The sequence below is a fragment of the Pseudocnuella soli genome, assembly GCF_004347775.1.
In the GTDB taxonomy this organism is placed as follows: domain Bacteria; phylum Bacteroidota; class Bacteroidia; order Chitinophagales; family Chitinophagaceae; genus Flavisolibacter; species Flavisolibacter aquaticus.
The window spans coordinates 518,078-544,188 of sequence record NZ_CP037755.1 but is presented as its reverse complement, the minus strand read 5'-3'; the positions used below and the strand labels follow the sequence as shown (position 1 = coordinate 544,188).

Below are 26,111 nucleotides of genomic sequence, written 5' to 3'. Positions count from 1 at the left end.
TGGTGTTTTGCTGGTTAATGCCCCACAAAGGAAAAAAGTAACCGGTTACATACAAAATATTGTTCAAGCCATTTTGGTTTTGGGAAAAATAATATGTGTATTTAATTGAAGAGCAGCAACAATTTTCGCTTTGCGGATACGCGTAAAATTTCTAGCCCATCAATAAAAATTGCCGTTTTCCACCATATCAATTTTATCCGGCCCAAAAAAGAACTGGTTAAATCGAAAAAACCGCTTCCAAAAACCGCGGTGAAAATGCAGCGCCCAAGCCGGGAGTCTGTGGCATTTGGATAAGTCCATTGGGGCCAAACTGAAACCCGCCCTCCACCGGGTCTTCCGTAAACATCAGCGGCGTATCAAAATCGCAAAAATGTACCGCGGGGCTGGCCAGCGCCAGGTGTGCCGCAGCGGTCATGCCCAGGCGGCTTTCCATAAAACCGCCCACTTGCAGCCCGATGCCGGCACTGGCCGCCTGCCCGGCAATGTTGGCCGCATGGTGCAGCCCACCCGATTTACCCAGCTTTACATTGAACAGCGGGCATGCGTTGAGTGCAATAAGCCGTTGCGCATCATGAGGGCTGCACATGCTTTCGTCGGCCATAATGGGTATGGGCGATGCTGCAGAAAGCTGCGGCAGTTCCGTAAAAAGCCACCTCGGAATGGGTTCTTCGCAATGCTGGATGCCGAAAGGTGCAAGGGCTTGTAAAACCTTCAGGGCGGTTGGCGCATCGGGCCAGCCCTGGTTGGCATCAATGCGCAGCGGCAGGTGCGGCCCAATGGCTTTACGGATGGCCCCCATCCGGGCGATATCTTCATCGGGGTGGCCGCCCAGTTTTACCTTGATGACGGTAAACCCTTCCTGTTGAAACCGCAGCGCATCGGCCGCCATTTTTTCGCCAGGGCCTAGGCTTACGGTCATGTCGGTATGTAAAGGCTTGTCATTTTGGCCACCCAAAAACTGGTACAGCGGCTGGCCGGCATGCTGCGCCGCAATATCGTGCAGTGCCATATCAAAGGCGCTTTTGATGGAACTGTTGGCCCAAATGAGCCGGTCCATCAGGGCCACATTGCCTGCAATATCCAGTGCATTTTTTCCGTGCAGTGCCCGGGCAAATAGGCGCCCTACGGCCAGGCAGGTTTCGGCCGTTTCACCATTGATGGTGGCAAAAGGGCTGCACTCACCCCAGCCGCCCAGGCCCGCACTGGTTTGTATGTGCACTGCCACATTCTGCACCCGCTCAATAGGCCCCAGCGAAATTACAAACGGCTCCCTCAGCGGAATATCGAGGCGGAAAAGCGAAACAGCGGTGATGATTGGTGCGGCTGCCATGGGTGTATTTTAAAGGGCGTAGCACAAATAATACGGTTTTGCGCCAATGCGGTAAATGGGCGGCAACTTTTACGCCACCGCCCAAGTCCTGCTGTTCGGCATTCTTGCCCTATCTTGCCGCCTGCTAAAGCCAGCTTGTGAACCCAACTCTTTGTTTCGATTTTGGCAATACCCGGTGGAAAGCCGCCCTTTTTACCGATAAAAAACTGGTACAGACCTTTCACTTTTCGGAGGCCGGGGTGCTGGCCGAAGTGGCTGCGCTGATAGACCAATACGGCCCCGAAGCGTCCATTTTGTCGTCGGTGGTAAACCACCCGCCCGAGCTGGAAGCTTTGCTGGCGGCCCGAACCCGATTTCATAAGCTGTCGCACCTGTCGCAGCTGCCTTTTACCGTGCCGGTGGGCAAACCCGAAACCATGGGTGCCGACCGCCTGGCGCTGGCCGCCGCAGCGGTTTTTCTGTTTCCCAACGGGCACAACCTTGCCATTGGGCTGGGCTCCTGCATCACATTTAATTTTATCAACAGCGAACACCAGTTTTTGGGCGGATCCATTTCGCCGGGGCTGGAGATGCGCTTGCGGGCCATGCACCAGTTTACGGCCAAATTACCCATGGTGGAAGCCACCTGGAATGTGCCGCTGGTGGGCTACGATACTGCTACAAACCTGCAATCAGGCGCTGTGCTGGGCATGGCTAAAGAGATCGATGGCATTGTTGAAGCCTATGCAGCGCGGTATGCCAACTTTAACGTGCTGTTAACCGGGGGTGATATACCCTTTTTGGCGCCCCATTTGAAAAATAAGATATTTGCCGACCCTCATCTCATTTTTAAAGGATTATATGCAATTAGTGAAGTTAACCGCGGCCAGTAAAAAATCTTTACAAGCCTGTGGTTTGGCGGCCGCCCTTTTTCTGGGGCAGTCTGCGGTGTTTGCCCAGGGCAACTCGCCTTACTCCCGCTATGGCCTGGGTGATCTGTCGCCAAACACAAATATCCTGAACAGGGGCATGGGTGGTATTTCGGCAGGTTACTCGGAACAGCTTTATGTCAATTTCAATAACCCAGCATCTTACTCGGGCTTTAGCGCCATACTGGAGCAGCGAAGCAAAAAAATGCTCTACGGCCGGGTGCTGCTCGATGTGGGCATCAACGTGGAAAACCGCACTCTGCGCAATCCCAACCAAACCGCCAACTTCTCAACCACAAACTCATATTTTTCGTACCTGCAGATGGGCATTCCGCTGCGCCGCAACTGGGGCCTGAGCTTTGGCCTGCGGCCGCTGACCCGCATTGGTTATAAAGTGGGCCGCAACGAATTGCTGGTAAACCCCGAAACCGGCATGAGCATCGACAGCGCTTACACCGAATTTTCGGGCAACGGCGGCACGTACCTGCCTTCGGTGGGTACCGGTTTTGCCATTAAAAACCTGAGCGTGGGTGCCAACGTGGGCTACCTGTTTGGCCGCAAAGAATACACCACCAAGCGCTCCATCATGAACGATTCGCTGGCGTACAACAGCTCCAACCACACCGATGCCACATCGCTGGGCGGGTTGTTTTTTAATGCCGGTGTGCAATACAAGATCAAGGTAGGTAAAGAAACCGCGCTGCGCCTGGGCGCCAGCGGTAATGTAAAACAGCAGATCAATGCCCGCCGCGATATCATTCGCGAAACCATTATCCGCGACCCGAACAACGGCGACAGCAAGCTGGACTCGGTTTACTCCGAAACCGACCGCCCCGGCGAGGTTACTTTCCCTGCATCATTTACCTATGGTTTTGTGTTGGAAAATGTACAACAAACCGGCGCCGGCTGGATGCTGGGTGCCGACCTGGTGCAAAACAAATGGAGCCAATACCGCTTTTTCGGCCAGCAGGATTCAGTGCAGGACAACTGGCAACTGCGTGTGGGCGGCCAACTGCGCCCCAAACCGGGCCGCAGCTATTTTACCAACGTAGCTTACCGCGCCGGATTTTTTACCGGCCCCGATTATATAAAACTGGGCCGCGAGCTGCCCCAATACGGCATTACGCTGGGTGTGGGCCTGCCCATTCCATCCAGCCGCATGGCACCGTACCAGTTTACGGTGATCAACCTGGGCTTTGAGGCCATGCGCCGCGGCAACAACGACAATACGCTGCGCGAAAACCTGTTCCGCGTTTCCGTAGGTCTTTCCTTCTCCGATGCCTGGTTTAGCAAACGTAAATATGATTAAACGGCAACGCACAAACGAAAAGAAAGTACATTTCGGTAGCCGATGGTTTAACAACCATCGGCTATTGTCTGTTGCCTGTTGTCTATCATCTATTTTCTTCTTCTCCGCCTGCGAAAACAGCGAAGAAGCCATCCAGGAATGGACCGGCACCAAGGTGCTAGTGGAAGAAGCCCACAACATCAACACCTTGTTTAGCCAGGGCGGGCGGATGCGTGCCCGCCTTACCGCACCGGTAATGCTGCGCTACAGCACCGATACGGTGTACGTGGAATTTCCCAAAAGCCTGCATGTTGATTTTTATGACAGCACGGGTAAAAAGGAAAGCGAGCTGGATGCGCTGTACGGCAAATATTTTGAAACCACCAACCGCGTGTACCTGCGCGACAGCGTAGTGGTGGCCAACGTGCAGGGCGATACGCTGCGCAGCCCCGACCTGTGGTGGAACCAGGCCACCGGTAAGTTTTACACCGATAAAGTGGTGCGCATCAAAACCTCCGATAAAACGGTAAATGGCGGCCGCGGCCTCGAAGCCGACCAAGACCTGAGCAACACCTACATTTTTGAGCCGAAAGGTGTGATTGCCGCCCCGCCGGGGATGTAGGTTTGAGTCGGAAAAGACGGAAAAGTCCGGAAAGATGTTTACGCAGTTTTAGATAGCATTAATGGAATTCCAGCGGTTCTGACCCTAAGGTTTTAAAGCTCGATTTATTGGGGTTGTCTTTCCCGACTTTACTGACTTTTCCGTCTTTCTCGACTTAGCTTAACTTCACTCCACCTTAATCAAACATCCCACATGGAATATAGAAGAATGGGCCGCAGTGGCCTGCAACTGAGTGCACTGTCTTTTGGCAGCTGGGTTACTTTTTCCAAACAGGTTGACGACTCGCTGGCCGATGAGCTGATGGGGCTAGCCTACGATAGCGGTATCAACTTTTTCGACAACGCCGAAGTGTATGCCCGTGGCGAAAGCGAACGCCTGATGGGCCGGGTGCTGCGCAAAAAAGCATGGGATCGGTCATCCTACACCGTTAGTTCCAAAGTATTTTTCGGTTCGCGTGGCCCGGCCAACAAACCCAACATGACCGGCCTCAGCCGCAAGCACATCATCGAGGCCTGCCACGAAGCGGTGCAACGCCTGCAGGTAGAATATCTCGACCTTTATTTTTGTCACCGCCCCGACCCCAATGTGCCCATTGAAGAAGTGGTGTGGAGCATGAACATGTTGCTGCAGCAGGGCAAGATCCTGTATTGGGGCACATCAGAATGGAGCGGAGCCGAAATAATGGAAGCCCACCGCGTGGCCGCCGATTACCGCCTCATTGGCCCCGTGGTGGAGCAGCCGCAATACAACCTGCTGGAGCGCCACAAAGTAGAAGTGGATTACGATCCTGTGTACAAAAATGTTGGCCTGGGCACTACCATCTGGAGCCCCTTGGCATCGGGGCTGCTTACCGGTAAATACAACGACGGCATTCCGGAAGGCAGCCGCTTTGCACTGGAAGGTTACGATTGGCTGAAAGACCGTTACCTGGCCGAAGAAAAGATGAACCGGGTAAAAAGCCTCACTGCATTAGCCGGTGAACTGGGTGTGCCTGTTTCCAACCTGTCTATTGCGTGGACGCTCAAAAACCCGAATGTAACTACGGCCATTTTGGGTGCTACCCGCCGGGAGCAACTGGAAGAAAACCTGCGGTCGCTGGATGTGCTGCCCCTGCTTACTCCAGAGATCATGGAACGCATTGAAGGAATCATGCAAACGAAGCCGGTGAGGCAATCTTTTTAAGGTATTTGCGATCGTTTTACTTACTGAAAGGAAAGCTTAAAAAGTGAGCAATTTATGGATGCACTTTACTACTTTGCTCAATAATGCAATACATTTTTGCAAAACAACCATAAAGAAAATGCGGCTCCTGAAGCCGCATTTTCTTTATAAAAAGACGACCTCCACTGCACACAACCGCACCAAAAAATGGGCTATCTTCCTTCAGCATTTTGGGCACCAACAATAAATTTATGAATGAACAAAACAGCAATAACACTGCAGCTACCAATCCACGGAAAGGCGGCACCGTGCTGATTTCGGGCGGCAGCCGCGGTATCGGCAAAGCCATTGCGCTAAAGCTGGCCGCTGCTGGTTGCAACGTGGCCATTGCCGCCAAAACCGCCGAAGCACACCCCAAACTGGAAGGCACCATTTACACCGCTGCTGAGGAAATTGAAGCAGCCGGCGGCAAGGCGCTGGCGCTGCAATGCGATATACGCCACGAAGATCAAATTGCTGCTGCCGTTGCCAAAACTGTGGAAACATTTGGTGGCATTGATATGCTGGTGAACAATGCATCGGCCATTCACTTGGCGCCCACAACCGACATGGAAGCCAAGCGTTTTGACCTGATGCACAGCATCAATGTGCGGGGTACTTTTTTGATGTGCAAACACGCCATTCCCTATTTGAAGGGCGGCAGCAATCCACATATACTCAACCTGTCGCCGCCACTTAATTTAAATCCCAAATGGTTTGGTGCACACCTGGCTTATACCATGAGCAAATACGGCATGAGCATGGTGGTGCTGGGGCTTGCCGAAGAACTGAAACCTTTTGGTATTGCCGCCAATGCATTGTGGCCGCAAACCACCATTGCAACGGCCGCTGTACAAAACCTGCTGGGTGGCGATTTTCTTATTCAAAAAAGCCGCACGCCGCAGATCGTTGCCGATGCTGCATTTGAAATATTGTCAAGGCCAGCAGCAAGTTGCACCGGCAATTTTTTCATTGATGAAACGGTATTGCAACAGGCAGGCACAACCGATTTTTCACATTATGCCGTCAATCCATCCGAGCAATTGATGCAGGATATTTTTATAGACGAATAACATCGGCGGCACACCGCTGTAATGCTACAAACAGAATGATTGGAAGCAACAGGAAAAGCAACAAACCCTTTTCAATTTTGCCTTCATCACCATAAAAATTTCACATGAGTAAACGTTTGTTATTTCCCACCCTGTTACTTTCTTGTGCCCTACACATGCAGGCACAAAAAACACCTGCTACGCAACCGCTGAAAACCGCTGCTGCGCAAAACCTGCAGACTGCTTACCCCCAGTACAAAGACATTGCCTTGCAAATATGGAACTGGGCCGAACTGGGTTATAAAGAAGAACGCAGCGCCGCACTATTAGCGCAGGCGCTGGAGCGGGAAGGTTTTAAAATGGAGCGGGGCGTAGCCAGCATCCCCACCGCATTTATTGCTACATACGGCAGTGGCGCACCGGTCATTGGCATACTGGCCGAATACGATGCGCTACCCGGCCTCTCACAGGAAGCAGTACCCGAAAAAAAGCCCATTGCCGGGCAGGCTGGCGGACATGGTTGCGGGCACCATTTGTTTGGTACCGCATCGGTGGCAGCAGCCATTGAAGTAAAAAAACTGATTGAATCGGGTAAACTGAAAGGCACGGTAAAACTATACGGCACACCGGCCGAAGAAGGCGGCTCGGGCAAAGTGTACCTGGTGCGGGAAGGTTTGTTCAAAGATGTAGACGCCGTGTTGCACTGGCATCCCAGCTCGGAAAACAGCGTAACCATGACCAGCGCACTGGCCAATTCGTCGGCTAAGTTTCGTTTTTACGGTACATCAGCACATGCATCGGCGGCACCGGAGCGGGGTCGCTCGGCACTGGATGCCGTGGAATCCATGAACTTTATGGTGAACATGATGCGCGAACACATTCCATCCGATGCCCGCATTCATTACGTGATTACACAAGGCGGCAAAGCGCCCAACGTGGTGCCCGATTTTGCCGAAGTATATTACTATGTGCGCCACCCCAACCGCGAAGTGGTGCGCCAGATTTTCGACCGCGTGGTGAAAGCATCGCAGGGCGCTGCCACCGGCACCGAAACCCGCACCGATTATGAAACCATTGGCGGCACTTATGACTTGTTGGTAAATAAAACGCTGGCAGCAGCCATGCAGCAGGCGCTGCAACAAGTGGGCGGCGTGAGCTATACCAGCGGGGAACGGGATTTTGCCCAAACCCTGCAAAAGTCGTTGGGTGCAGATGTGCCCCATATTTCGGAGGCAGAAAAAGTACAGCCGCTGCAATCCGTGGTGGATGCAGGCGGCGGATCGACCGATGTGGGTGATGTAAGCTGGACCGTGCCCACCGTGGGTTTGCGCACTGCCACTTGGGTGCCCGGTGTGCCGGCGCATAGCTGGCAGGCGGTGGCCAGCGGGGGCACCGAAATAGGCACCAAGGGCATGATCAATGCGGCAAAAGTGCTGGCGTTTACCGCGGTGGATTTGTTTACCAACCCGGCGCTGATACAGGCAGCAAAAGAAGAATTCAACCGGAGCCGCGGCAACAGTTTTCAATACAAGCCCCTGCTGGGCAACCGCCCACCGGCGCTCAACTACCGCGATTAAGCGACCAGTTTTTTTACTCCCCAATAAAAAAGGCCAGCTACAACAGTAGCTGGCCTTTTTGCGGTTATGCTTTTCTGATCCATTGGCCGATGGCAATGGCTATGGCCATAAAAACCGAAGCACCCGCAATGGCCAGGTTCCGGGCATTTTTTGGGGTCATACAAATTGGGGTGCAAACCCCATTCCGCAACGCCGGGTTGCGGGCTGGCACGTTTTCTGCCTTTCAATAAGCATTATTCACCCAAAATCTACGAATATGTTACGTTGGACAATTATCTTCCTGGTAGTCGCTATTATTGCAGCGATTTTCGGTTTCGGTGGTATTGCTGCCGGTGCAGCTGGTATTGCTAAAATCCTGTTTTACATTTTCCTGGTGCTGTTTGTGATCAGCTTAATTGCCGGCCGTGGCCGTGGCGTTCGCGATCCGCTTTAATCAGGAAAGAGCGCAGATATTTTATGGGCTTATTCCCTTGGTTTATAAGGGAATGGATACCTAAGGAAAGGTTACGCAGTTTGTGTAACCTTTTTTTATTTTGGATTGACGATTTCGGATTTACGATTTCTTTCCCGCAGAGCGCTTTCTTTAAAAATAGCATCTTGCAGTTGAGGCAATCGTAAATCCCAAATCGTCAATCGTCAATCCCTAAAACTGCCACCTCACAAACGCTTCCATCGCCGCATATTGGGTTAGTCCCAGGCGGGCATACTCCGCCGCGGTGGCTGCATTGCGTTCCTCGGCACGCTGCCAAAACTCCCGGGCATCCGATCCCTGGAACGGTACCATGTCTTTTTGCGACTGGTGAATGAAAATACCGTAGCGCTTTTTCCGCACCTGGTCGGGGCTCATGGGGATGGCCATTTCAATTTCATGAATATCCCACTCCTGCCAGGCGCCTTTGTACAGCCACAACCAGCAGTTGCCAATCCAATCATCGCCGGCTTCTTTAATGCGGCGCAGCGCTTCCAACACCACCTCCAAACACACTTTATGCGTACCGTGCGGATCGGCCAGGTCGCCGGCGCAAAACACTTGGTGGGGTTTTACCTGGCGCAACAACTCCACAGTTAGCTGCACATCCTGTTCGCCCATCGGCTTTTTTTCGATGGTTCCGGTTTCGTAAAAAGGCAGGTTTTGAAAATGGATATGCTCGTCGGGAATGCCTACGTAGCGACAAGTAGCACGGGCCTCGCCGCGGCGGATCAGGCCCTTGATGGCGCGAATCTGCTCCGTATCCATGCTGCTTTGTTTTTTCTGGCTCAAGTAGGTTTGCACATCGCCCAAAATCTGCTGCGACCGCGTATTATCAATGCCGGCTATTTCCTCAAAGCCTACGGCAAAATCCAGAAAACGGGTAACAAATTCGTCGGTTACGGCAATGTTGCCGGAGGTTTGGTAAGCTACATGCACCTGGTGGCCCTGGTCGTGCAGGCGCTGAAAAGTGCCACCCATTGAAATAATATCGTCATCGGGGTGCGGTGAAAACAGCAGCACCCGCTTGGGGTACGGCTCCGACCGTTCGGGGTGTGCCGGTATCACCGCGTTGGGTTTGCCGCCAGGCCAACCGGTGATCGAATCGCGCAGCATATAAAACACCTGCAGGTTTACTTCGTAGGCATCGCCCAGCTCCACCAACAGGTCCGAAAGCCCGCTTTCCATATAGTCGGTATCGGTAAGCGATAGCACCGGTTTATTGCGCTGCAGCGCCATATTTACCACCGCTTTTTTAATCATTTTGGGCGTCCACTGAATGTCGCCGGTAAGCCAGGGGCTGCGGTAGCGGGTAAGGCTGCTGGCCGCACCTTCGTCGAGGAAAAACACCGTATCGGGGTGTTGTTGCAACAAGGAAGCGGGCACCGCTTCGGTCATCTGGTCTTCCACCGACTGGCGCACCACTGCTGCCTTGCCGGTGCCCCAGGCCATGAGGATGATTTTTTTTGCCTGCAAAATAACCGAGATACCAACGGTAACGGCTAACCGCGGCACCTGCGAAATGTTCGGCCACTCATAAGCGTTAGCCAGGCGGGTGGAGTTTTCGAGGTTGATGAGGCGGGTGCGGGAATAAATGGAAGAGCCCGGTTCGTTGAACCCGATATGGCCGTTTCCGCCAATGCCCAACACCTGCAGGTCAATGCCACCCAGGGCTTCTATCTGCGCTTCGTATTCGAGGCAATGCGCTTTGATTTCTTCTTTCGGCAGGCTGCCGTCGGGGATGTGTATGTTTTTAGGATCAATGTCGATGTGGCTGAACAGGTGCCGGTGCATAAAGCTGTAATAGCTTTGGTACGCCTCCGGCTCGATGGGGTAATATTCATCGAGGTTGAAAGAAATAACATGCTTAAAGCTCAGGCCTTCTTCGCGGTGCAGGCGCACCAGCTCGGCATACATGGCCTTGGGTGTGGCGCCGGTGGCCAGGCCTAGCACGCAAGGCTGACCTGCGGCTTCTTTTTCGCGGATGGTTTCGGCTATTTTCTGAGCCGCGGCTTTTGCACCTTCCTGGTAAGTGGGGTAAATGTTTACCGGGATCTTTTCAAACGCATCAATCATTTTGTTGATTTTGTAAAGTGGGGTAAAATGGAACTGCTTTGGCAGCAGCGGGCCAAAAATAGTAAATAGAACTGCCGTATGGTAACGCATTGGTTTGGCCGGCAAACGCAACGCCGCGGGTAGTGGGTTTGTGTTTCTAAAAACATGTGGCTCAAAGCCCACCTGTCTCATTACCCACCCAAAGTGTAAAGCCTAAAAGGACTGTTTACTAATTGCATGTTTTACTGTAAGAATAAAAGATTGGGAAAATAGTGGCCAGTTTTTATTTTGTGGCATTATCCAACAGGCGCATGCATCGTGGTGGTTGCCTGGAGCTGCTTTGATCCCCAATCTTATTGAAAGCCCACCCATCGTTTTCTTTTTTACCAAAAACAGAACACTGCTGCCCGGCTGGTTTGCACCGCATGTACAACCTGCCCAAGCCTGTTGCAAAAAACATGAAGGCAAATCTTTTCCTGCTGATACTTTGGTGCATGCTGGCCTCCTTACCTGTTCAACAAGTTGGGGCGCAGGCGCCATCAAAGCCATTTCCGCAAAATATAACGCAGCCGCCAGCCGGCGTCATTTCGTGCGGCACCGACCGCATACTGGAGCAAATGCGCCAAAGCGCCGCATACGTGCAACAGGAAAAAGCATTCAACACACGGGTGTTATCCGGCACCGGCCTGCTCGAAGATGAAGTGGTAACGCTGCCGGTGGTGTTTCACATCGTTAGCCGCAAGCCCGAAGCCGTAACCGACGGCATTATCCGCGATGCGGTAAAAGAACTGAACGACGCCTTTGGCAGAACAGGAAAATATGCGGCCAGTAAGGGTGCCGATACCCGCATTCGTTTTTGCCTGGCTCAAACCGATCCCGAAGGCGGCATTACCACCGGCATTACCCGCACACCGTCTTTTTTTGGCGGCCACCTCAACCCCGTAATTGAAGACCGCAAACTCAAAAACCTGGTGCAGTGGGACCCGCAGCATTACATCAACATTTGGATGGTGGACACGATGGACTACGAGGGTTTTATGACCTATGCCTGCGGCAAATGGATATTGGGCCCCATCGGTGCTTATGCCACTATGCCGCCCGGTGGTAGCCCGCTTGATGGCATTGTTTCTACGGGCTATGGCGTAACGCTGGTGCACGAAATGGGCCACTACCTTGGATTGTACCACACGTTTGAAAGCATGAGCTGCTACAATGCCGATTGCAGCACCAACGGCGACCGCGTTTGCGATACGCCGCCCGATGTGGTGATGAATGGCGTTACCTCGTGCAACGACCCGATGAACTCATGCAACACCGATACGCTGTCGGGGTTTGCGCGGGACACAACCGACCCCATCCACAATTTTATGGATTACAGCCTTGAGTCTTGCCAGAATGAGTTTACCGAAGGCCAGGCCGAACGGATGCGCGGTGTGCTGGCCACAGTGCGCAAGGGCTTGCTCGAAAACAAATGCGAAAAGCCCTGTACCGGCAATATTGCGGCGCGGTTTATCTGGCGTGGCCCACATGCCGTGGTTGGCGACAAACTGGATTTCACCAACAACTCTTCCGGCGCTACACAATACCAATGGCTGGTAAATGATACGCTGGTGGCTACTTCCACCAACTACGCCCATCAGTTTAACCGGACGGGCCGGTTTAAAATAACGCTGAAGGCCGCCGACGGGGCCAATTGTTTTGCCACCCAAACAAGCTATGTAGTGGTGAACTGTGGCGTGACCGCCCGGTTTTTTACCGATAAAAGAACCCTTGCCGCAAAGGCACCCATTTACCTCGACACGGTTTTGTTTACCAATACCTCCGAAAACGCACAATCCTACACCTGGCTGATGCGTACGCAAACAGGTATGGAGCAGCCTATTGCTACCTCTAAAAACCTACTCTACGAGTTTACCGAACCGGGCATGTATTATTTCCGGCTGGTGGCCACATCGGATGCCTGCGCCGATACCACCGATGTGTTCCCGGTAAATGTGTTCGATGCCACGCAGGACGGCCAGGTGTACATCAGCCGGGTTGATTGTTTTGAGCAAACCAAAATTCGCGTTTCGTTTTTTGTGTGCAACTCGGGCTATGCCGCCATACCAGCGGGTACGCCCATTGCTTTTTACGATGCGGATCCAAAGGTTGCCGGCGCTAAAAAAATAGGCAACGCATTTTTCCTGGAGCAGCCGGTGGAAGGCTTTTGCTGCAGTTACCTGTATACCACTATTTTGGATGTAGGCCGCCCCAACCTCAATACGCTGTATGCCGTGTTTAATGATAGTGGTGCAGTGGTGCCGGTGCAGTTGCCGGGCAGCCCCATGTTTGAAAAAAACTATGACAACAATTTTGCGGTGTACTCCGGTTTCCGGTTCCGCGCCACAGCGCAGCCAGCCAACGCTGTAATGGAACCCGGTGATACGCTGCAGCTTTTTGCATCGGGTGGGCCAAATGCGCTGCGGTCGTTCCGGTGGAGTCCGGCGCAAAACCTGAGTTGCGTTACCTGCCCCAACCCGCGTTTCATTGCCGATACCGCCGATGCAGTGCGCCAGGTGCTGGTAACCAGCATTTACGGCTGCTATGATAGTGCCGCGGTTTCCATTAAAGTGCCGCCCTACAACGATTTTTCGGGCCGCATCAACAAGGTGGAGTGTGCCGATAATGCCGACAGCCTGCAGGTATCTTTTTCCCTGACCAATAGTTTTAAACGCGGTGTTTTGCCCAAAGGGCTGCAGGTGCGGTTTTACCGCGGCGATCCCCTTTCGGCAAATGCCACCCCGCTGCTGCCCGCTTTTGTGCTGCAGGATACGGTGCGGAAAAAAGAGGAAGTATTCAACTTTAGGCTGGCCGCAGGTGGCAGCGGCGATCTTTTTATGTTGGTAAATGACGGCGGCGGGGCGCTGCCGCGGGTGCTGCCTGCTACAACGCTTTTGGAAAAAGATTACACCAACAATGTGCACTCCTCCAATTACGCAGGATTTAGGGTTTTGGTGACCCCGGCTAATGCGGTGCTGGAGCCCGGAGATACATTGCAATTAAGTGCAACTGCAGGCCCCGATTCGGTGCACAGTTATCGCTGGAGCGATGCTGCACAACTAAGCTGCACCGATTGCCCCAACCCACAGTTCCTGGCTGATACCTCGCGAACTAAGCGGGTGGTCGCGGTCAATTTCTGGGGCTGTACCGATACGGCTTTTGTATTCATCAAAGTGCCGCCCGCTGATGATTACACAGTGGTGATCGACAGCGTGATCTGCGCTGCCAACGACAGCCTGGTGGTGTGGTTTACCATTAATAACAGCTTCAGGCGGGGCACCTTGCGTAAAGGTTTGCCGGTGGCGTTTTTCGATGGCAATCCAAGCGGCGGTGGCAAACTGTCGGGCCCGCTGTTTTATACACCGGTGCCTGTAGCTGCGCAAAAAGCATCGTATGTGCACAAAGTAAGCGGCAAGGATGCAGGCGTTTTGTTTGCTGCGGTAAACAGCGACGGTGCTACGCTGCCCATGAATAACGGGCCGGATACAACCTTCAAGGAAAAAGATTACACCAACAATATTACACAGCTTGCCTACCAGCCCCAAACGGTGCAACTGCAACCCGCCGATACCACCGTACTCCGCAAATCGCCAGTGATGATGAACATTACATCGGCAGTGGTGGACCCCGCCAGCACCCGGTGGACTAACGGTGCTGGTTATACGCTAAGCTGCACCAGTTGCCTGCAGCCGCAGGTAACGCCATTTGCCACCGATACGGTGCGCATGACCACCAATAATCGGTACGGCTGCCCCATCAGGGGTACTGCGGTGGTAAAAGTGTTGCCACCTGATTTCAGGATTGAGATTTTGGAAACGGCCTGCTACAGCAGCAGCACTACGCTGGTGCGGTTCCGCATTTGTGTGGGCAACCGCTACGATTCGGTGCCCAAAGGGCTGCCGGTTTCTTTTTACGATGGCGCTTCGGGTTCGGGCAAATTGCTGCAGCCGGTTTTTTATACAAAAACTGCTGCAGCCGATAGCTGCCAGGTGTACACCCATATTGTGCAAACACCGGGCAGCAACCAGTTGGTGGCAGTGGTCAATGATAAAGGCGGTACCGGTGGCAGCAGCAGCGCCTCATTTACCGAATCCGATTTTACAAACAACGCCCATGCTGTGTTCACCATACCTTTTGTGGCCAGCATTACGCCGTCCGATACGGCCTTGGGCCGCCTGCAACCGGTGATGCTGCAAGCTGGCGCAAGCGGCGGCACCATTACTTTGTACAACTGGACGCCGGGCCTGTTTTTGTCGTGCACCACCTGCCCGGCACCGGTGGCTACGCCACAGTACACGATGCAGTATGTGCTTACCGCCACCAACGAATATGGCTGTACCGACACGGCTTTGGCCACGGTGCGCACCTTTAGCGGCGGCGGGGTAAATATGCCCAATGCTTTTACGCCCAACAGCGATGGCCTGAACGATGTGTTTTATGTAATGGCCGGCCCCGACGTGGTGCGGGTAAATGAGTTCCGCATTTTCAACCGCTGGGGCCAGCAGGTATTTGGGGTGCAGGGCGTAGCGCCCAACGATCCGCAATGGGGTTGGAACGGTACGCTTGCCAATAAAAAACTGCCTTCTGAAAACTATGTGTGGCTGCTGACCATAACGCAGGCAGATGGCAAAAAAACACACCTCAAGGGCATGGTGCTGCTGGTTCGGTAGCTATTGATTGGCGGCCATCGCGGATGGTTTTTTTCGATGTCCTATTGCATTTATAAAAGGGGCATTGTAGGTTTAATGTCTATCTGTTTGGCAATCTTGCAGATAGGCAATTAGGGGCACCTGCTCGCTATTGCCGCCACTTTTCCAAACCCGCCGCCAAAACAGGCCTGAAAACGACCACCCGAACCCGCCATCCAACATCCTGCACCGCCTCGCAATACAATCATTCAATTACTGGATTGCAAATCATTTTTTTATGAGTCAACCTACTTTTCACCTGGGTTTGTGTATGGCCGGCTCGGTATCGGCTGGTGCGTATACCGCTGGCGTCATCGATTTTTTGCTGGAAGCGCTGACCAAATGGGAAGCGGCCCGAGGCCGGGACCCTAGCATCCCCAACCATCGTGTAGAGATCGACTTGCTGGGCGGTTCATCGGGCGGCGGTATTACCGCGGGCATGGCCTTTTTTGGCATGCGCGACCAGGTAGAACATCCTGTTTTGAACCCCGATAACAGCTACACCGTTAACTCCGACAAGAATATTTTTTGGAAAACATGGGTGGAACTTACGGGCAATAGCGATGTGTTTTCCGAAATGCTCGACGACAGCGACATTCAGGATTACCACATCCCTTCGGCCATGAACTCGCGTTTTATTGATGCGGTGGCCGACAATTTTGAACAGTATGTGCGCCGCCTTGCCGAGCGGTCGAAAACCGAAGGCAATACCACGCCGCCGTTTCTTAGCCGCGACCTGGAATTGTTCATGACCCTGTTCAATGTAACGGGCATTAAATACCAACTGAGTAGCAGGGCCAGCGCCGCCACGGAACAATATGTATCGGAGCACCGCGATATGGCGCACTTCAGGTGGGGCGATGCTTATGAGGGCGACGGCCGCATGGAAGTGTCGTTCAACAACCTGGAAAAACTAAAGCAGGTAATCCAAGCATCTAAGGCCACCGGCGCATTTCCCATTGGCCTGCGGCCCCGCATCGTGGAGCGCCAGGCCAAATACATTTGGGACAACCCTTTTTTCCGTAAAAACGACAAGTTTGACCAGGAAACCATTGGCCTGGGTAAAAACATTAGGGAGCGGGAGGACCTGTACCGCAGCCTCAACGCCGATGGCGGCACATCGAACAACGAGCCGGTGGAAATGCTGCGCGACATGATGCTCCAGATTAGGCTGAAAGAACGCAACATGGACGCCATGCTGGAGGCAGTGAACGCCATGAGCGACACCGAACGGATGGCGGAAAAAAGCAAGCTCACCAACTATTCCGTGCTGCTGATCGACCCGTTCCCGAGTTATGATTTCGACATCGAAGAGCCCAGCCACCAGTCGGAAACCATCTTGCGCTATGGCCTGAACCTAGTGGGCGCCATGCGGGCCCAACTGCTGTTTGATGCCAAGGAAGCTATTGATGCCTACGACAAGAAAAGCTATGGGCTGCATATAGTGGCACCATCGCGCAGCGATGTGGAAAAGCCGGAGCACGCCATTGCCTGCGGTGCCCTGGGCGGTTTTGGCGGCTTCATCAGCCGCGAGTACCGGGTGCACGACTTTTTTCTGGGCCGGCACAACTGCCAGAGCTTTTTGCGGAAATATTTTGTGGTAAACGTGGCCGAAACACCCGGCACCGAACATTACGAATGCGTGGAGGCCGTGCTGAAAGGTTATGGCAGCCAGGAGGCGCTAGACCGCTTTAGCTACACCGATGAAAAAGGCGCCAAATGGGTGCCGGTGATACCGGATGTGGACCTGCCCGAGCCCATGAAAGTAAAAGAAGTGCAGGTGTCCGATTCGCTGCGCAAAATAGTGTACACCGAAAAAGCCAAACTGCCGCTGTACAAAATGGACCTGCCGGAAGAGGCTTATATCGACAACTATTTTGACCAGGTGAAAAAGCGGGCAAACACGCTGGTGCGCAATGCCTACGATTCCAACTTTTTGGTGGATAAACTGATTGCGTTTATGGCCGGCCGGGTAGATGATAAGATCGCCGCAAAAGTGCTATCAATCATTAAAACCAACCTGCGAGAAAGAAAGTTGATGAAGCCAAAATACCACACGCCAAATGAGGCCGGTGTGGCGGAAAATGCAACAGCTAAATCAGGCAGGGAATAGACCGGAACCGGCGGTTTGAAAAAAAGAATTTATTGAAAGAAAAGCATTCCGTGCAGAAGGACGGCTATACGAAAGGCGGTTTGGAAAAATTAGAGAAACGGCAAGCCTTATCGGAGGCTGGTTTTTATGAAACTCGCTAAACTTTTTGGTCAAACAAAAAGCCTGCGGCCACAATAACAATGGCGGCTACAGTATTAGTATTGATAAGTTTTTTCATTGGTTTCCACCAGAGATGCATCGAACCGAAGCTGGGCCAGTTCAATATCGGCATCGCGAAAGCCGCCCGTGAGGGTAAGCTTGTTGGTGTTGATCAGGTAGCCCGCACTTACCTGGCGGGCAAATGCCGCAAGGCTTTCTATGTTAGGGAACTGGAGGGTTTGCTTTTGCATAGGTACCGTCTTTAGATATTGGTGGGCAAAATTACCTTCAAATCCAATACAGGCGCCCTAAAAGCGGCTTTAAAAGAGGCCCGGCAATAATTTAGTTTCTATTCAGTCATCCGCCTTCTCCCATAGCGATTTTTATAATATTATGGGTGATAATTAAACAAAAAGGATTTCGAAGGGGCGTTTCTATTTTTATTAAATAAATGCGTCATGTTTCAAATGGCTGTTTTTGCGTCCGGACAATTGTCTTACCACCATAAAATGCTATGGCAACAGCCGCAAACTATTGGGCGCTACACTTGTGCTGGCATGTTTTTTACAACCCCTCCCTGTACATTTCTAACAAAATCCATTTTATGACAAAGCAAAAATTTTTGGGCTTGCTGCTTGGATGGGGCTTCTTGGCTGCAGCCGTGGGTTGCGGCAACGACAGCAATAATACAGCAAGCACAACAGACAACGATGCCGCTGCCACCACACCTACAACTACCGATGCGGCACCCACTACAACAGATGCAACTGCCAGCGATAAAGGCATTGGCAAGTTTCAAAACGTGGAGCTTACCCACCCCCTCGATCAAAAAATGGTAGCCGCAGGTAAGGGTATATATGAAATGAAATGCCAGAGCTGCCACAAACTTACCGATGAAAAAATGGTGGGCCCGGGCTGGAAAGGCGTTACCGACCGCAGAACACCGGAATGGATCATGAACTTTTCCACCAACGTGGATGAGATGCTGCAAAAGGACCCTGCCGCACAGAAAATGCTGGAAGAGTGCCTGGTGCGCATGCCCAACCAAAACCTCTCCGATGAGGATGCAAGGGCCATACTGGAGTTCATGCGTAACAACGACGGCAAAAGCTAACGACACCCCGGGTTTCTTATAACGGATAAAAAGGCACAGCGGCTACAACACGGCAACGTGTGGGCTGGCTGTGTCTTTTGTTTTAGGCAACGGCTGCAATGGCGCCGCCGTTGTTATTTTTGTGCTGCGCATTCCCGTTTTGCAACGGCATTATTTGTTCAACCGCAGGCATGACCAAACAAAAGTTATGGATCAATATTTCGCTGGCCCACCTTGCCGTGGTGGCCATGCTTGGGTTGTTGTTGCGTAGCAAAATCGTTTTTTCCATCCCCTTTATCGACTACCGCAACCTGCTGGCAGCACATACCCATTTTGCATTCAACGGGTGGGTTTCGTTTTCCTTGTTTGTGCTGTTTACCTACACTTTTATACCGCCGGTGCAGCGAGCCCGCTTTGTGCCGCTGTTGTGGGCCATTGCTATTTCGTGCTGGGGCATGTTGGTGGCGTTGCTGCTGCAAGGCTTTGGTGCGGCAGCCCTCATTTTTGCCGGCGTGTACGTGGTGGCTGCGGCCTGGTTTGTGGTGCTTTTTTTTAAAAAAATGCCGCGGGTCACTTCAAACAATCCGGCCCTGCTATTAGTTGCCGGGGCATTGGGCAGCATGGTACTGTCGGTGGCCGGGCCCATCATGCTGGGTTGGCTGTGGGGCTCGGGCAATGTGGATGCCGTGTTGCACCGCGATGCGCAATATTATTACCTCCATTTCCAGTACAATGGGTTGTTTACGTTGGGCGTTTTTGCCCTGGTGTTCCAGCGATTGTTTGGGGAAAATGCACCGCCTGCCGCTTGGCGTTTTGCCATGTTGCAATGTGCGGCAGTAGTGCCCACCCTTTTTTTGTCGCTGCTGTGGCACCACCACCCGCTTTGGTTCGATGCGGCTTCGGCCGTTGGCGTGGTATTGCTGCTGGCATCATTGGCGGCGCTGTGGCAACTGCGGCAGCAGTTGCTTCACGCATCGTTTTTGGAGCACCGCCTTGCCCGCATCCTGTGGCGGCTGGTGCTGCTTTCTTTTGTGGTAAAATCAATTTTGCAAAGCGGCACACTGGTACCCGAGCTAGGACAAGCCGTGTTTGGGCTCCGCTCCATCATCATTGGTTTTTTGCACCTTATTTTCCTGGGGTTGGTCAGCCTGTATTTATTGGCGCACTACATCCAGTGGAAAGGCCTGCCGGCACGGCTCGGTTTTACCCGGCTGGCGGTGTGGGTGTTTACTGCAGGCGTGCTGATGCAGGAAGCGCTATTGGCCGTACAGGGCACCAGTTTGTTGCTAGGCACCAATAGCCCGCTGTACAACTGGCTGCTGTGGGTAGCGGCCATAATGCTGTTTACAGGAGCATTGCTGCTTTTTGCGGCTAGCCTGCAGGCGCCGCAGTTGAATGTAAATGCGGACGCTTCCATTGATTTGGACAAATATTAAGATGCAGATTCTTCGCCTGATCCCTTTGGTTTATTCATACGCCGCCACACCCAAATAATTAGCCCCAGCGCAGCAACTGTAAGCAATAATTTTCCCTGCCACCCAAAAGCTGTTACCTGGTACACTGCATAAGCTTCCAGCAGCAGGGCTGGCAATTTTCCCAACGAAGATGCGGTAACAAACAGCCACGCCGGCACGGTGCCTACTGCGGCCGCAAAGGTGACCAGCCCCGACGGCACAAAAGGTAGCAGGCGCATGGAAAGAATAAGCATGGCTGCTTCCATACCCGTGGCCCCAACCAGCCGGCGGGCTTTGGGGTAACGGTTCAATGCGCCGCCCATCATGTTGCGAAATCCTTTGCGATACAGCCAGAAAGAAACCACGGCACCCAAGGCTTCGCCCAGAAAAGAAATGAGTGTGCCGCGCCAAAACCCAAAAAACAGGATATTGGCCGCCGTTACAAACACGCTGGGCACCAGGCCCAGCACAGCCACCACAATGCTTACCAGCAGGCTGATGAACAGTGCGGCTTCGGGGTATTGGCCAAATAGCTGGAGGATTTGTTCTTTCACTGCTGCAAAGATGCAGCCTCTACGAATCGGGAAGCGGTTTTATCCGTGGTGCTTCTTGTTCCATTTCCCTTCGGTACCGGCGGGATATAGCCTTTATTGCCCGGACAAAGAAAAATGCAATAGCCCCGGTACCTAGTATTGCAACAATAAATGCCAAAACTTCAGCCCCGGCGCAGGCAATGCTGCAGGAAAGCAACGCCAGAGCATAGAGTAAAACAAAAGCACCAGCTACCGCCAATAATATAAGTGCTATCCTGGTTCCGATTGGTCCCTGCCGGTAGGCTCGGCGCAAGCTGCGCAGCTGCTGCCTTACAGACTTTTTTTGCAATAAAGGTTTTTTATCTACAGATGGCTGCTCCAGCTTTTGTTTCGGGATGCCATATTCAACAGCGGTGTTGGACCATGCAGAAGCGGCGTGGCCTAGGACAGGCTGCCGCTGGTTGGCCAGGCACACCACCAGCAAAAAGCTGATGGCGCCGGCAGTGCCTTCGCACCATTTGCGCAGCGCATAGGTGTGGCCGCTGTGCCCGCCCGGGTGCAGCAGCCATGCCGCGGCAAAGGGCAGTATCAATAAATAAATCAGGTAAAAAGGCAGCGTAACTTGGAGCAGTGCCAGCGATTTGCCTACAAAGATACCAAGCAGGGTAAGCAACACATGGCCGGCCACCAGCACCAGGCGGGCCGCCCACAGGTGGCGGCTGGCCTTGTAGGATAAGCTTTTCATTATGGCATGTTTACGCCGGGAAAATCCCGGTGTATCGTTAAACTAATGCTTTTCCGGTTCGAAAGCAAACACCTTTAAAAAGGGCCACCACTTCATCATCGTTTCGGGTAATGCGCACCTGGTACAGGCCGGTGCTGCGGCCGTTGTGCTCCTCGGTGGCTTCGGCAGTAAGCACCTGGCCGGGCAGGGTGCTTTTGGTAAAATTGATGGAAGTATCCAGCGCCACCGACAGGTTGTTGCGGTTGTTGCAGGCAAAAGCAAAAGCACTGTCGGCCAGCGAAAAAGCAATGCCGCCGTGGATGATGCCAAAGCCATTGAGCATGTCGTCGCGGAGCGTCATGCGAATTTTGCTGTAGCCTTCCCGCACTTCCAGCACCTCTATGCCCAGCCATTGGCTGAAGGCGTCGTGCTGCATCATGTGAGCCACTACTGTTTTTGGGGATGTATTTTCTTCTTTGATCATAGTGTACAAATGTTGATTGACGATTGACGATTTCGGATTTACGATTGCAATAATAGCTGGGTTGCTTTCAAACGAATTAATGATTGCTGATCTCCGTATTCGTCAATCCAAAATCGTCAATCGTAAATCGCCCTTATTCTCCCCTAAACCGCGGTGCTCTTTTTTCCAGAAACGCATGTACGCCTTCGGCAAAATCGGCGGTGGTGCCGGCACGCTGTTGCAGCACTTCTTCGTCGTGGAGCTGGTCTTCAAAATGGTTTTGAAAAGCGCCGTTCAGGGCCTGTTTGGTGTATGCCAGTCCTTTGGTGGGCATTTGCGCCAGCGTTTGCGCCAGCTGCATTGAAGCGGTGGCAAAATCCTCGTCGGCAAAAACTTTATAGATCATGCCCATGCGTTCGGCTTCGGCTGCGGGCACTTTTTCGCCGGTGAGCATCAGGGCCGAGGCTTTTTGCCAGCCCACCAGCCGTGGCAGAAAAAACGTACCGCCGCTGTCGGGTATCAGTCCTATTTTGGAAAAAGCCTGTATAAACGAAGCCGAAGCGGCTGCCACCACCACATCGCAGCAAAGGGCAATATTGGCACCGGCGCCAGCCGCCACACCGTTTACCGCTGCCACCACCGGCTTGTCCAGCTTGCGGATCATGCGCACAATGGGGTTATAATGTTCGGCAAGGATAGCGGGCAACCTGGGCCCGTTCGGGTCCACCACTTCGTCCAGGTCCTGGCCGGCTGAAAAGGCCTTGCCGGCACCGGTGAGGTACACGGCGCGGATGTCTTTTTCTTTTTTACAAACATCGAGGTGCTGCTGCAGCAACAGCGCCATGTCGCGGATAAAGGCATTGTATTTTTCGGGCCGGTTGAGGGTGATCACGGCCACGTTTTCTTTTACTTCAAACAATACTGTGGGCATGCGCTCTATTTGTGGGGTTAAAACAAAAATAGCGCATTGCGATTGTGAACCACTAAGGCACGAAGGGACAAAGTTGCACCAAGAAAACCTTTCGTGGCCCTTTGTGTCCTTCGTGTCTTTGTGGCTCAAAAACTATGGATGCTCGTTTACGGATTCTTTTTCCAAACGGGTCATATAGCTCATCACGGCTTTGATTTCGCCGTAGGAATAATCGTTGCCCAGCCTGGATTTAAGTGTGCCTAAAGTTTTCGGTTCTGCTTTTTTGATGGCCGAAAGAATAACCGGGATTTTGTGCGGCGGCACCACATCGCTTACGTCCACTTCACCGGTTTCAATATAAGCGGCCAGGTGGCCTTCAATAGTGGAAACCGTAAGGTTGCGTTCAGCGGCAATGGAGGCAATATCTTTTCCCTTGCGGAACATTTCCAGCGAAATAGCCTTTGTTTCGCCCTTGGCCGCTTTTTCTTTTACCACCACTTCCTGCACCTGTCGTTTGCGCTGCTGCTCTACAATCTGTAATAAGGCAATGGCATCAAGGCCCTGCGTCAGGCCTTTGGCCAGGTGCACCGCATGTTCAATAGCCCATTTTTTCCGCTCAATGGCAGTGGCCAAAGTTTCGAGGTCCTTGCCGTATTTTTTTACCCTTGTTTTGATGCGCCATGCTGTGGCATGATCGCGAATGGGCTGGAGCAGACCTTCTTCAATGCCTTTTACAAAAAATGCAGCGGCCGCTTCAATACGGGCCGACAGTTGCTGAAAGCCGTCTTCTTCGGCGGTGGGCAGCATGCCTTCTAGTTGCTGGATAAAGCGTATGCCCACGCCTTGCAGTTCGCGGGCTTTGAGCAGCAGACCGCTGGCCCATTCCACGGCTTCGTCGGCATCCGGAATGGTGCGGCCACCATACGATTCGAGGTGGCCTTCCAGCAACTCCACTTGTTTACCCAATTGAAATGTGGCTAGCAGGCTTTGGGTTACAAATACTTTTTGTTCTTCCTGCAACAGCACCTGCAGGTCGGCCTCGTTTTGGGCCGTTTGCGAAAACGTGTGGATGCGTTCGTCGATGCGGATGCTGTGCTGCGGAATGCGCGAACAAAGCACCATGCCTTCCATTGAAGTAAGGCGGCTGAGGGCCACGTACACCTGGCCTGCGGCAAATGCTTCGCCGGCATCCACCACGGCGCGGTCGAACGTGAGGCCCTGGCTTTTGTGGATGGTGATGGCCCATGCCAGCCGCACCGGGTATTGGGTAAATGAGCCCAGTTCTTCTTCTTCAATTTTATCGGCGTCGCGGTCGTAAGTGTAGCGGATGTTGTGCCATGTTTCCTGCTCCACTTCCAGCTCGCCTTCTTCGCCCGGAAAGGTTACAAAAAGCTTGTCTTCTTCAATGCGGCTTACCACGCCTATTTTGCCGTTAAAAAAACGCCGGGAGTCGCCTTTGTCGTTTTTGATAAACATGATCTGCGCACCTACTTTCAGGCGCAGCGATTTATCTACGGGAAAAGCCTTGTCGCTGAAATCGCCGGCAATGGTGCCTTCAAAATGGTGCACTTTACCCGAAAGCTTGGCCAGCTCCCGCTGGTTGATGGTGTCGGCTTTGTTGTTGTGCGAGGTAAGCGTGATATAACTTTCATCGGCCGGTGGCACAAAGGTCGGGTCGTAGCGGCTGTTGAGCAATTGCAGGTCGGTGGTGGATGCGGTGTTGTTGCGGATGTTGTTGAGCACTTCAATAAATGCCGCATCGCTTTGGCGGTAAATTTTATTGAGCTCGATGTACACCGGCGGCGCTGCCTGCACAGCCAGCGAATCGAAGAAATAAGGACTGCGGTAAAAATCTTTGAGCACGGGCCACTCGCGGTTGTTGACCACCGGCGGCAACTGGTGGAGGTCGCCAATGAACAGCACCTGCACACCGCCAAAAGGCCGGTGTGCTGCCTGCCGCACACTTTTTAAAATGGCATCCACCGCATCCAGCATATCGGCCCGCACCATGCTCACTTCATCAATCACCAGCAGCTCCAGCTCCCGCATCAGTTCGCGTTTTTGCTTGTTGAGCCGCAGGTTTTTAAACAGGGTAATCTCGTTGTTTAGTTCGCCGCCTACATCGCCGGGCACGTATTGCCGCGTGGGCAGGTAAGTGCCCATGGGCAACTGAAAAAATGAATGCATGGTAACGCCGCCTGCATTGATGGCGGCCACACCGGTGGGCGCTACAATGGCAATATTTTTAAAACTGTTTTCTTTTAAATACCGCAGAAAAGTGGTTTTGCCGGTGCCTGCCTTGCCGGTAAGAAATACATGCCGCGAGGTGTGCTGCACAAAGCCTGCAGCGAGGCGAAACATGGAGTTGAAATCGGTTGCAGACATGGGCGAAAAGAAAAGCGTGAAAGTAAGAAAAGTGCAGGGTTAGCCGGCGGGCTAAGATGCTAAGGATTACGCAAAAATGCAATGGGGTGCATTGGGTGTGGCAATGGCAGCCGGTTTTAATGCAGCCCTGCTTTTATTGCTGCCGGCAATGCTACATTTCATGCGCATCGTTTGGTTGATGCTTTTACTGTTTTGTTGCTGCAAAAAAAGCAGGCCCAAATAATGACAGCCTGATGTCGGAATAGTTCGCTGATGAAGCTTTCATACTGCCGTGGTGAGCCGCAAAAAATTTATGTAGCAATGAAACAGTAAATTGAATGGTATAATACCACAAAACGTCAACAGTAAAGGCTGCTGTATGTATGTTAAGCTGGCAGCGAACTTTACTGCTATTCAACAAAGTCACATTTAACGCATGAATAATATTGAGCTGCTGGAAGAATTGAAGAAATTAAAAGCAATTGCAGATGTTGGTTTGCTCTACGCCAAAAACGATTACGACAAAGAGCGATACCAAGAATTGCAAGAGATGAGCCATAGGCTGCTGAGCGGTGTAAGCGGCCACGATATGGAAATTATAAAATCTATTTTTCCTGCTGCCGCCGATTATCCAACCGCGAAGGTGGACATCAGGGGCCTAGCCATTTCTCCTGAAAATGAAATCTTGCTGGTTAGGGAAAGCCTTGATGGCAAATGGTCGTTGCCGGGTGGTTGGGCCGATGTTGGTTGCAGCCCGAAAGAAACCATTATCAAAGAGTTCAGGGAGGAAACGGGTTTGAGCGTTGCGGTTAAAGCACTATTAGCAGTATTTGACAAAAGATTTCATGCTCATCCGCCGCAACCTTTTCATGTATATAAAATGGTTTTTTACTGCGAGCTTACTTCCTTTAAATTTGCAAAAGGATTTGATGTGCTGGATATACAATATTTTGCCATAGACCGTTTGCCGGAGCTTTCCGAAGACAGGATATTAAAAAGCCAGATTGAACTGCTGTATCAAAAAGTTAGGTCTTCCGATTTTCAGGCTTATGTTGATTAGCGCAGCACATTGGGCTAACAAAAAATGGCTT

The 26,111-nt window shown here is 52.4% G+C and carries 20 protein-coding genes; 12 read left to right on the top strand and 8 right to left on the bottom strand.

Annotation, left to right across the window (positions count from 1 at the left end):
* Window positions 1-217 precede the first annotated feature (217 nt).
* A complete protein-coding gene (locus tag EPD17_RS02280; RefSeq protein ID WP_132051418.1) occupies window positions 218-1,330 on the bottom strand; it encodes a mandelate racemase/muconate lactonizing enzyme family protein in 1,113 nt (370 codons plus the stop codon).
* 137 nt (window positions 1,331-1,467) lie between these two features.
* Between EPD17_RS02280 and EPD17_RS02275 the strand changes: the two genes are divergently transcribed.
* From EPD17_RS02275 to EPD17_RS02245, 7 genes are all read left to right on the top strand, one after another.
* Window positions 1,468-2,202, top strand: coding sequence for a type III pantothenate kinase (locus EPD17_RS02275; RefSeq protein WP_132051416.1), 735 nt, complete (start codon window positions 1,468-1,470; stop codon window positions 2,200-2,202).
* The gene (locus EPD17_RS02270; protein WP_132051414.1) at window positions 2,171-3,547 is read left to right on the top strand and encodes a hypothetical protein; all 1,377 of its coding nucleotides are present in this window, start codon (window positions 2,171-2,173) and stop codon (window positions 3,545-3,547) included. Before EPD17_RS02275 ends, EPD17_RS02270 begins: the two co-directional genes overlap by 32 nt.
* Window positions 3,548-3,611: 64 nt before the next feature.
* Window positions 3,612-4,148, top strand: a complete 537-nt coding sequence (gene lptC, locus EPD17_RS02265; protein ID WP_165929496.1) for an LPS export ABC transporter periplasmic protein LptC — start codon at window positions 3,612-3,614, stop codon at window positions 4,146-4,148.
* Window positions 4,149-4,340: 192 nt separating this feature from the next.
* Window positions 4,341-5,330 (top strand): potassium channel beta subunit family protein, encoded by a 990-nt coding sequence (locus tag EPD17_RS02260; protein ID WP_132051410.1) that lies wholly within the window; start codon window positions 4,341-4,343, stop codon window positions 5,328-5,330.
* Window positions 5,331-5,560: 230 nt separating this feature from the next.
* Window positions 5,561-6,421 carry an SDR family oxidoreductase gene (locus EPD17_RS02255; RefSeq protein ID WP_132051408.1) on the top strand — a complete coding sequence of 287 codons (861 nt, stop codon included), beginning with the start codon at window positions 5,561-5,563 and terminating at the stop codon, window positions 6,419-6,421.
* Window positions 6,422-6,525: 104 nt separating this feature from the next.
* Window positions 6,526-7,977 (top strand): amidohydrolase, encoded by a 1,452-nt coding sequence (locus EPD17_RS02250; protein WP_132051406.1) that lies wholly within the window; start codon window positions 6,526-6,528, stop codon window positions 7,975-7,977.
* A gap of 256 nt (window positions 7,978-8,233) precedes the next feature.
* A complete protein-coding gene (locus tag EPD17_RS02245) occupies window positions 8,234-8,410 on the top strand; it encodes a DUF1328 domain-containing protein (protein WP_073047981.1) in 177 nt (58 codons plus the stop codon).
* Between the two features lie 210 nt (window positions 8,411-8,620).
* Here EPD17_RS02245 and nagB read toward each other — a convergent pair whose 3' ends face one another.
* Window positions 8,621-10,522, bottom strand: a complete 1,902-nt coding sequence (gene nagB / locus EPD17_RS02240) for a glucosamine-6-phosphate deaminase (RefSeq protein WP_132051404.1) — start codon at window positions 10,520-10,522, stop codon at window positions 8,621-8,623.
* Between the two features lie 437 nt (window positions 10,523-10,959).
* Here nagB and EPD17_RS02235 point away from each other — a divergent pair, with 437 nt between their 5' ends.
* Entirely contained in the window at window positions 10,960-15,210 is a 4,251-nt protein-coding gene (locus EPD17_RS02235) for a M43 family zinc metalloprotease (protein ID WP_165929495.1), read from the top strand.
* Between the two features lie 256 nt (window positions 15,211-15,466).
* On the top strand, window positions 15,467-17,341 hold the full coding sequence (locus EPD17_RS02230) for a patatin-like phospholipase family protein (protein WP_132051400.1): 1,875 nt from the start codon (window positions 15,467-15,469) through the stop codon (window positions 17,339-17,341).
* A gap of 194 nt (window positions 17,342-17,535) precedes the next feature.
* On the opposite strand, the gene EPD17_RS02225 is transcribed toward EPD17_RS02230, so the two are convergent.
* Window positions 17,536-17,730: a hypothetical protein gene (locus EPD17_RS02225; RefSeq protein ID WP_114234548.1), complete on the bottom strand. Its 195-nt coding sequence runs from the start codon at window positions 17,728-17,730 to the stop codon at window positions 17,536-17,538.
* A 353-nt stretch (window positions 17,731-18,083) separates the two neighbouring features.
* On the opposite strand from EPD17_RS02225, the gene EPD17_RS02220 reads away from it, so the two are divergent.
* Window positions 18,084-18,593, top strand: coding sequence for a c-type cytochrome (locus EPD17_RS02220; RefSeq protein ID WP_132051398.1), 510 nt, complete (start codon window positions 18,084-18,086; stop codon window positions 18,591-18,593).
* 170 nt (window positions 18,594-18,763) lie between these two features.
* A complete protein-coding gene (locus EPD17_RS02215) occupies window positions 18,764-20,008 on the top strand; it encodes a hypothetical protein (protein WP_132051396.1) in 1,245 nt (414 codons plus the stop codon).
* On the opposite strand, the gene EPD17_RS02210 is transcribed toward EPD17_RS02215, so the two are convergent.
* The 5 genes from EPD17_RS02210 to EPD17_RS20365 all read right to left on the bottom strand — a co-directional run bounded on the left by EPD17_RS02210 (window position 20,005) and on the right by EPD17_RS20365 (window position 25,041).
* Window positions 20,005-20,580, bottom strand: a complete 576-nt coding sequence (locus EPD17_RS02210) for a TVP38/TMEM64 family protein (protein ID WP_132051394.1) — start codon at window positions 20,578-20,580, stop codon at window positions 20,005-20,007. The genes EPD17_RS02215 and EPD17_RS02210 overlap by 4 nt on opposite strands.
* A 19-nt stretch (window positions 20,581-20,599) precedes the next feature.
* On the bottom strand, window positions 20,600-21,304 hold the full coding sequence (locus EPD17_RS02205; RefSeq protein ID WP_132051392.1) for a hypothetical protein: 705 nt from the start codon (window positions 21,302-21,304) through the stop codon (window positions 20,600-20,602).
* Window positions 21,305-21,341: 37 nt separating this feature from the next.
* Window positions 21,342-21,767 (bottom strand): hydroxyphenylacetyl-CoA thioesterase PaaI, encoded by a 426-nt coding sequence (gene paaI / locus EPD17_RS02200; RefSeq protein WP_132051390.1) that lies wholly within the window; start codon window positions 21,765-21,767, stop codon window positions 21,342-21,344.
* 133 nt (window positions 21,768-21,900) lie between these two features.
* Window positions 21,901-22,677: an enoyl-CoA hydratase-related protein gene (locus EPD17_RS02195; protein ID WP_132051388.1), complete on the bottom strand. Its 777-nt coding sequence runs from the start codon at window positions 22,675-22,677 to the stop codon at window positions 21,901-21,903.
* A 132-nt stretch (window positions 22,678-22,809) separates the two neighbouring features.
* Window positions 22,810-25,041: a helix-turn-helix domain-containing protein gene (locus tag EPD17_RS20365; RefSeq protein ID WP_132051386.1), complete on the bottom strand. Its 2,232-nt coding sequence runs from the start codon at window positions 25,039-25,041 to the stop codon at window positions 22,810-22,812.
* Window positions 25,042-25,456: 415 nt separating this feature from the next.
* On the opposite strand from EPD17_RS20365, the gene EPD17_RS02185 reads away from it, so the two are divergent.
* On the top strand, window positions 25,457-26,080 hold the full coding sequence (locus EPD17_RS02185) for an NUDIX hydrolase N-terminal domain-containing protein (RefSeq protein ID WP_132051384.1): 624 nt from the start codon (window positions 25,457-25,459) through the stop codon (window positions 26,078-26,080).
* Window positions 26,081-26,111: the final 31 nt, after the last annotated feature.

Bases quoted from the DNA above. Each gene is read 5' to 3' on its own strand.
- EPD17_RS02280 (WP_132051418.1), bottom strand. From the start codon at position 1,330: ATGGCAGCCGCACCAATCATCACCGCTGTTTCGCTTTTCCGCCTCGAT.
- EPD17_RS02270 (WP_132051414.1), top strand. From the start codon at position 2,171: ATGCAATTAGTGAAGTTAACCGCGGCCAGTAAAAAATCTTTACAAGCC.
- EPD17_RS02260 (WP_132051410.1), top strand. From the start codon at position 4,341: ATGGAATATAGAAGAATGGGCCGCAGTGGCCTGCAACTGAGTGCACTG.
- EPD17_RS02255 (WP_132051408.1), top strand. From the start codon at position 5,561: ATGAATGAACAAAACAGCAATAACACTGCAGCTACCAATCCACGGAAA.
- EPD17_RS02250 (WP_132051406.1), top strand. From the start codon at position 6,526: ATGAGTAAACGTTTGTTATTTCCCACCCTGTTACTTTCTTGTGCCCTA.
- EPD17_RS02245 (WP_073047981.1), top strand. From the start codon at position 8,234: ATGTTACGTTGGACAATTATCTTCCTGGTAGTCGCTATTATTGCAGCG.
- nagB (WP_132051404.1), bottom strand. From the start codon at position 10,522: ATGATTGATGCGTTTGAAAAGATCCCGGTAAACATTTACCCCACTTAC.
- EPD17_RS02235 (WP_165929495.1), top strand. From the start codon at position 10,960: ATGAAGGCAAATCTTTTCCTGCTGATACTTTGGTGCATGCTGGCCTCC.
- EPD17_RS02230 (WP_132051400.1), top strand. From the start codon at position 15,467: ATGAGTCAACCTACTTTTCACCTGGGTTTGTGTATGGCCGGCTCGGTA.
- EPD17_RS02225 (WP_114234548.1), bottom strand. From the start codon at position 17,730: ATGCAAAAGCAAACCCTCCAGTTCCCTAACATAGAAAGCCTTGCGGCA.
- EPD17_RS02220 (WP_132051398.1), top strand. From the start codon at position 18,084: ATGACAAAGCAAAAATTTTTGGGCTTGCTGCTTGGATGGGGCTTCTTG.
- EPD17_RS02215 (WP_132051396.1), top strand. From the start codon at position 18,764: ATGACCAAACAAAAGTTATGGATCAATATTTCGCTGGCCCACCTTGCC.
- EPD17_RS02205 (WP_132051392.1), bottom strand. From the start codon at position 21,304: ATGAAAAGCTTATCCTACAAGGCCAGCCGCCACCTGTGGGCGGCCCGC.
- paaI (WP_132051390.1), bottom strand. From the start codon at position 21,767: ATGATCAAAGAAGAAAATACATCCCCAAAAACAGTAGTGGCTCACATG.
- EPD17_RS02195 (WP_132051388.1), bottom strand. From the start codon at position 22,677: ATGCCCACAGTATTGTTTGAAGTAAAAGAAAACGTGGCCGTGATCACC.
- EPD17_RS20365 (WP_132051386.1), bottom strand. From the start codon at position 25,041: ATGTCTGCAACCGATTTCAACTCCATGTTTCGCCTCGCTGCAGGCTTT.
- EPD17_RS02185 (WP_132051384.1), top strand. From the start codon at position 25,457: ATGAATAATATTGAGCTGCTGGAAGAATTGAAGAAATTAAAAGCAATT.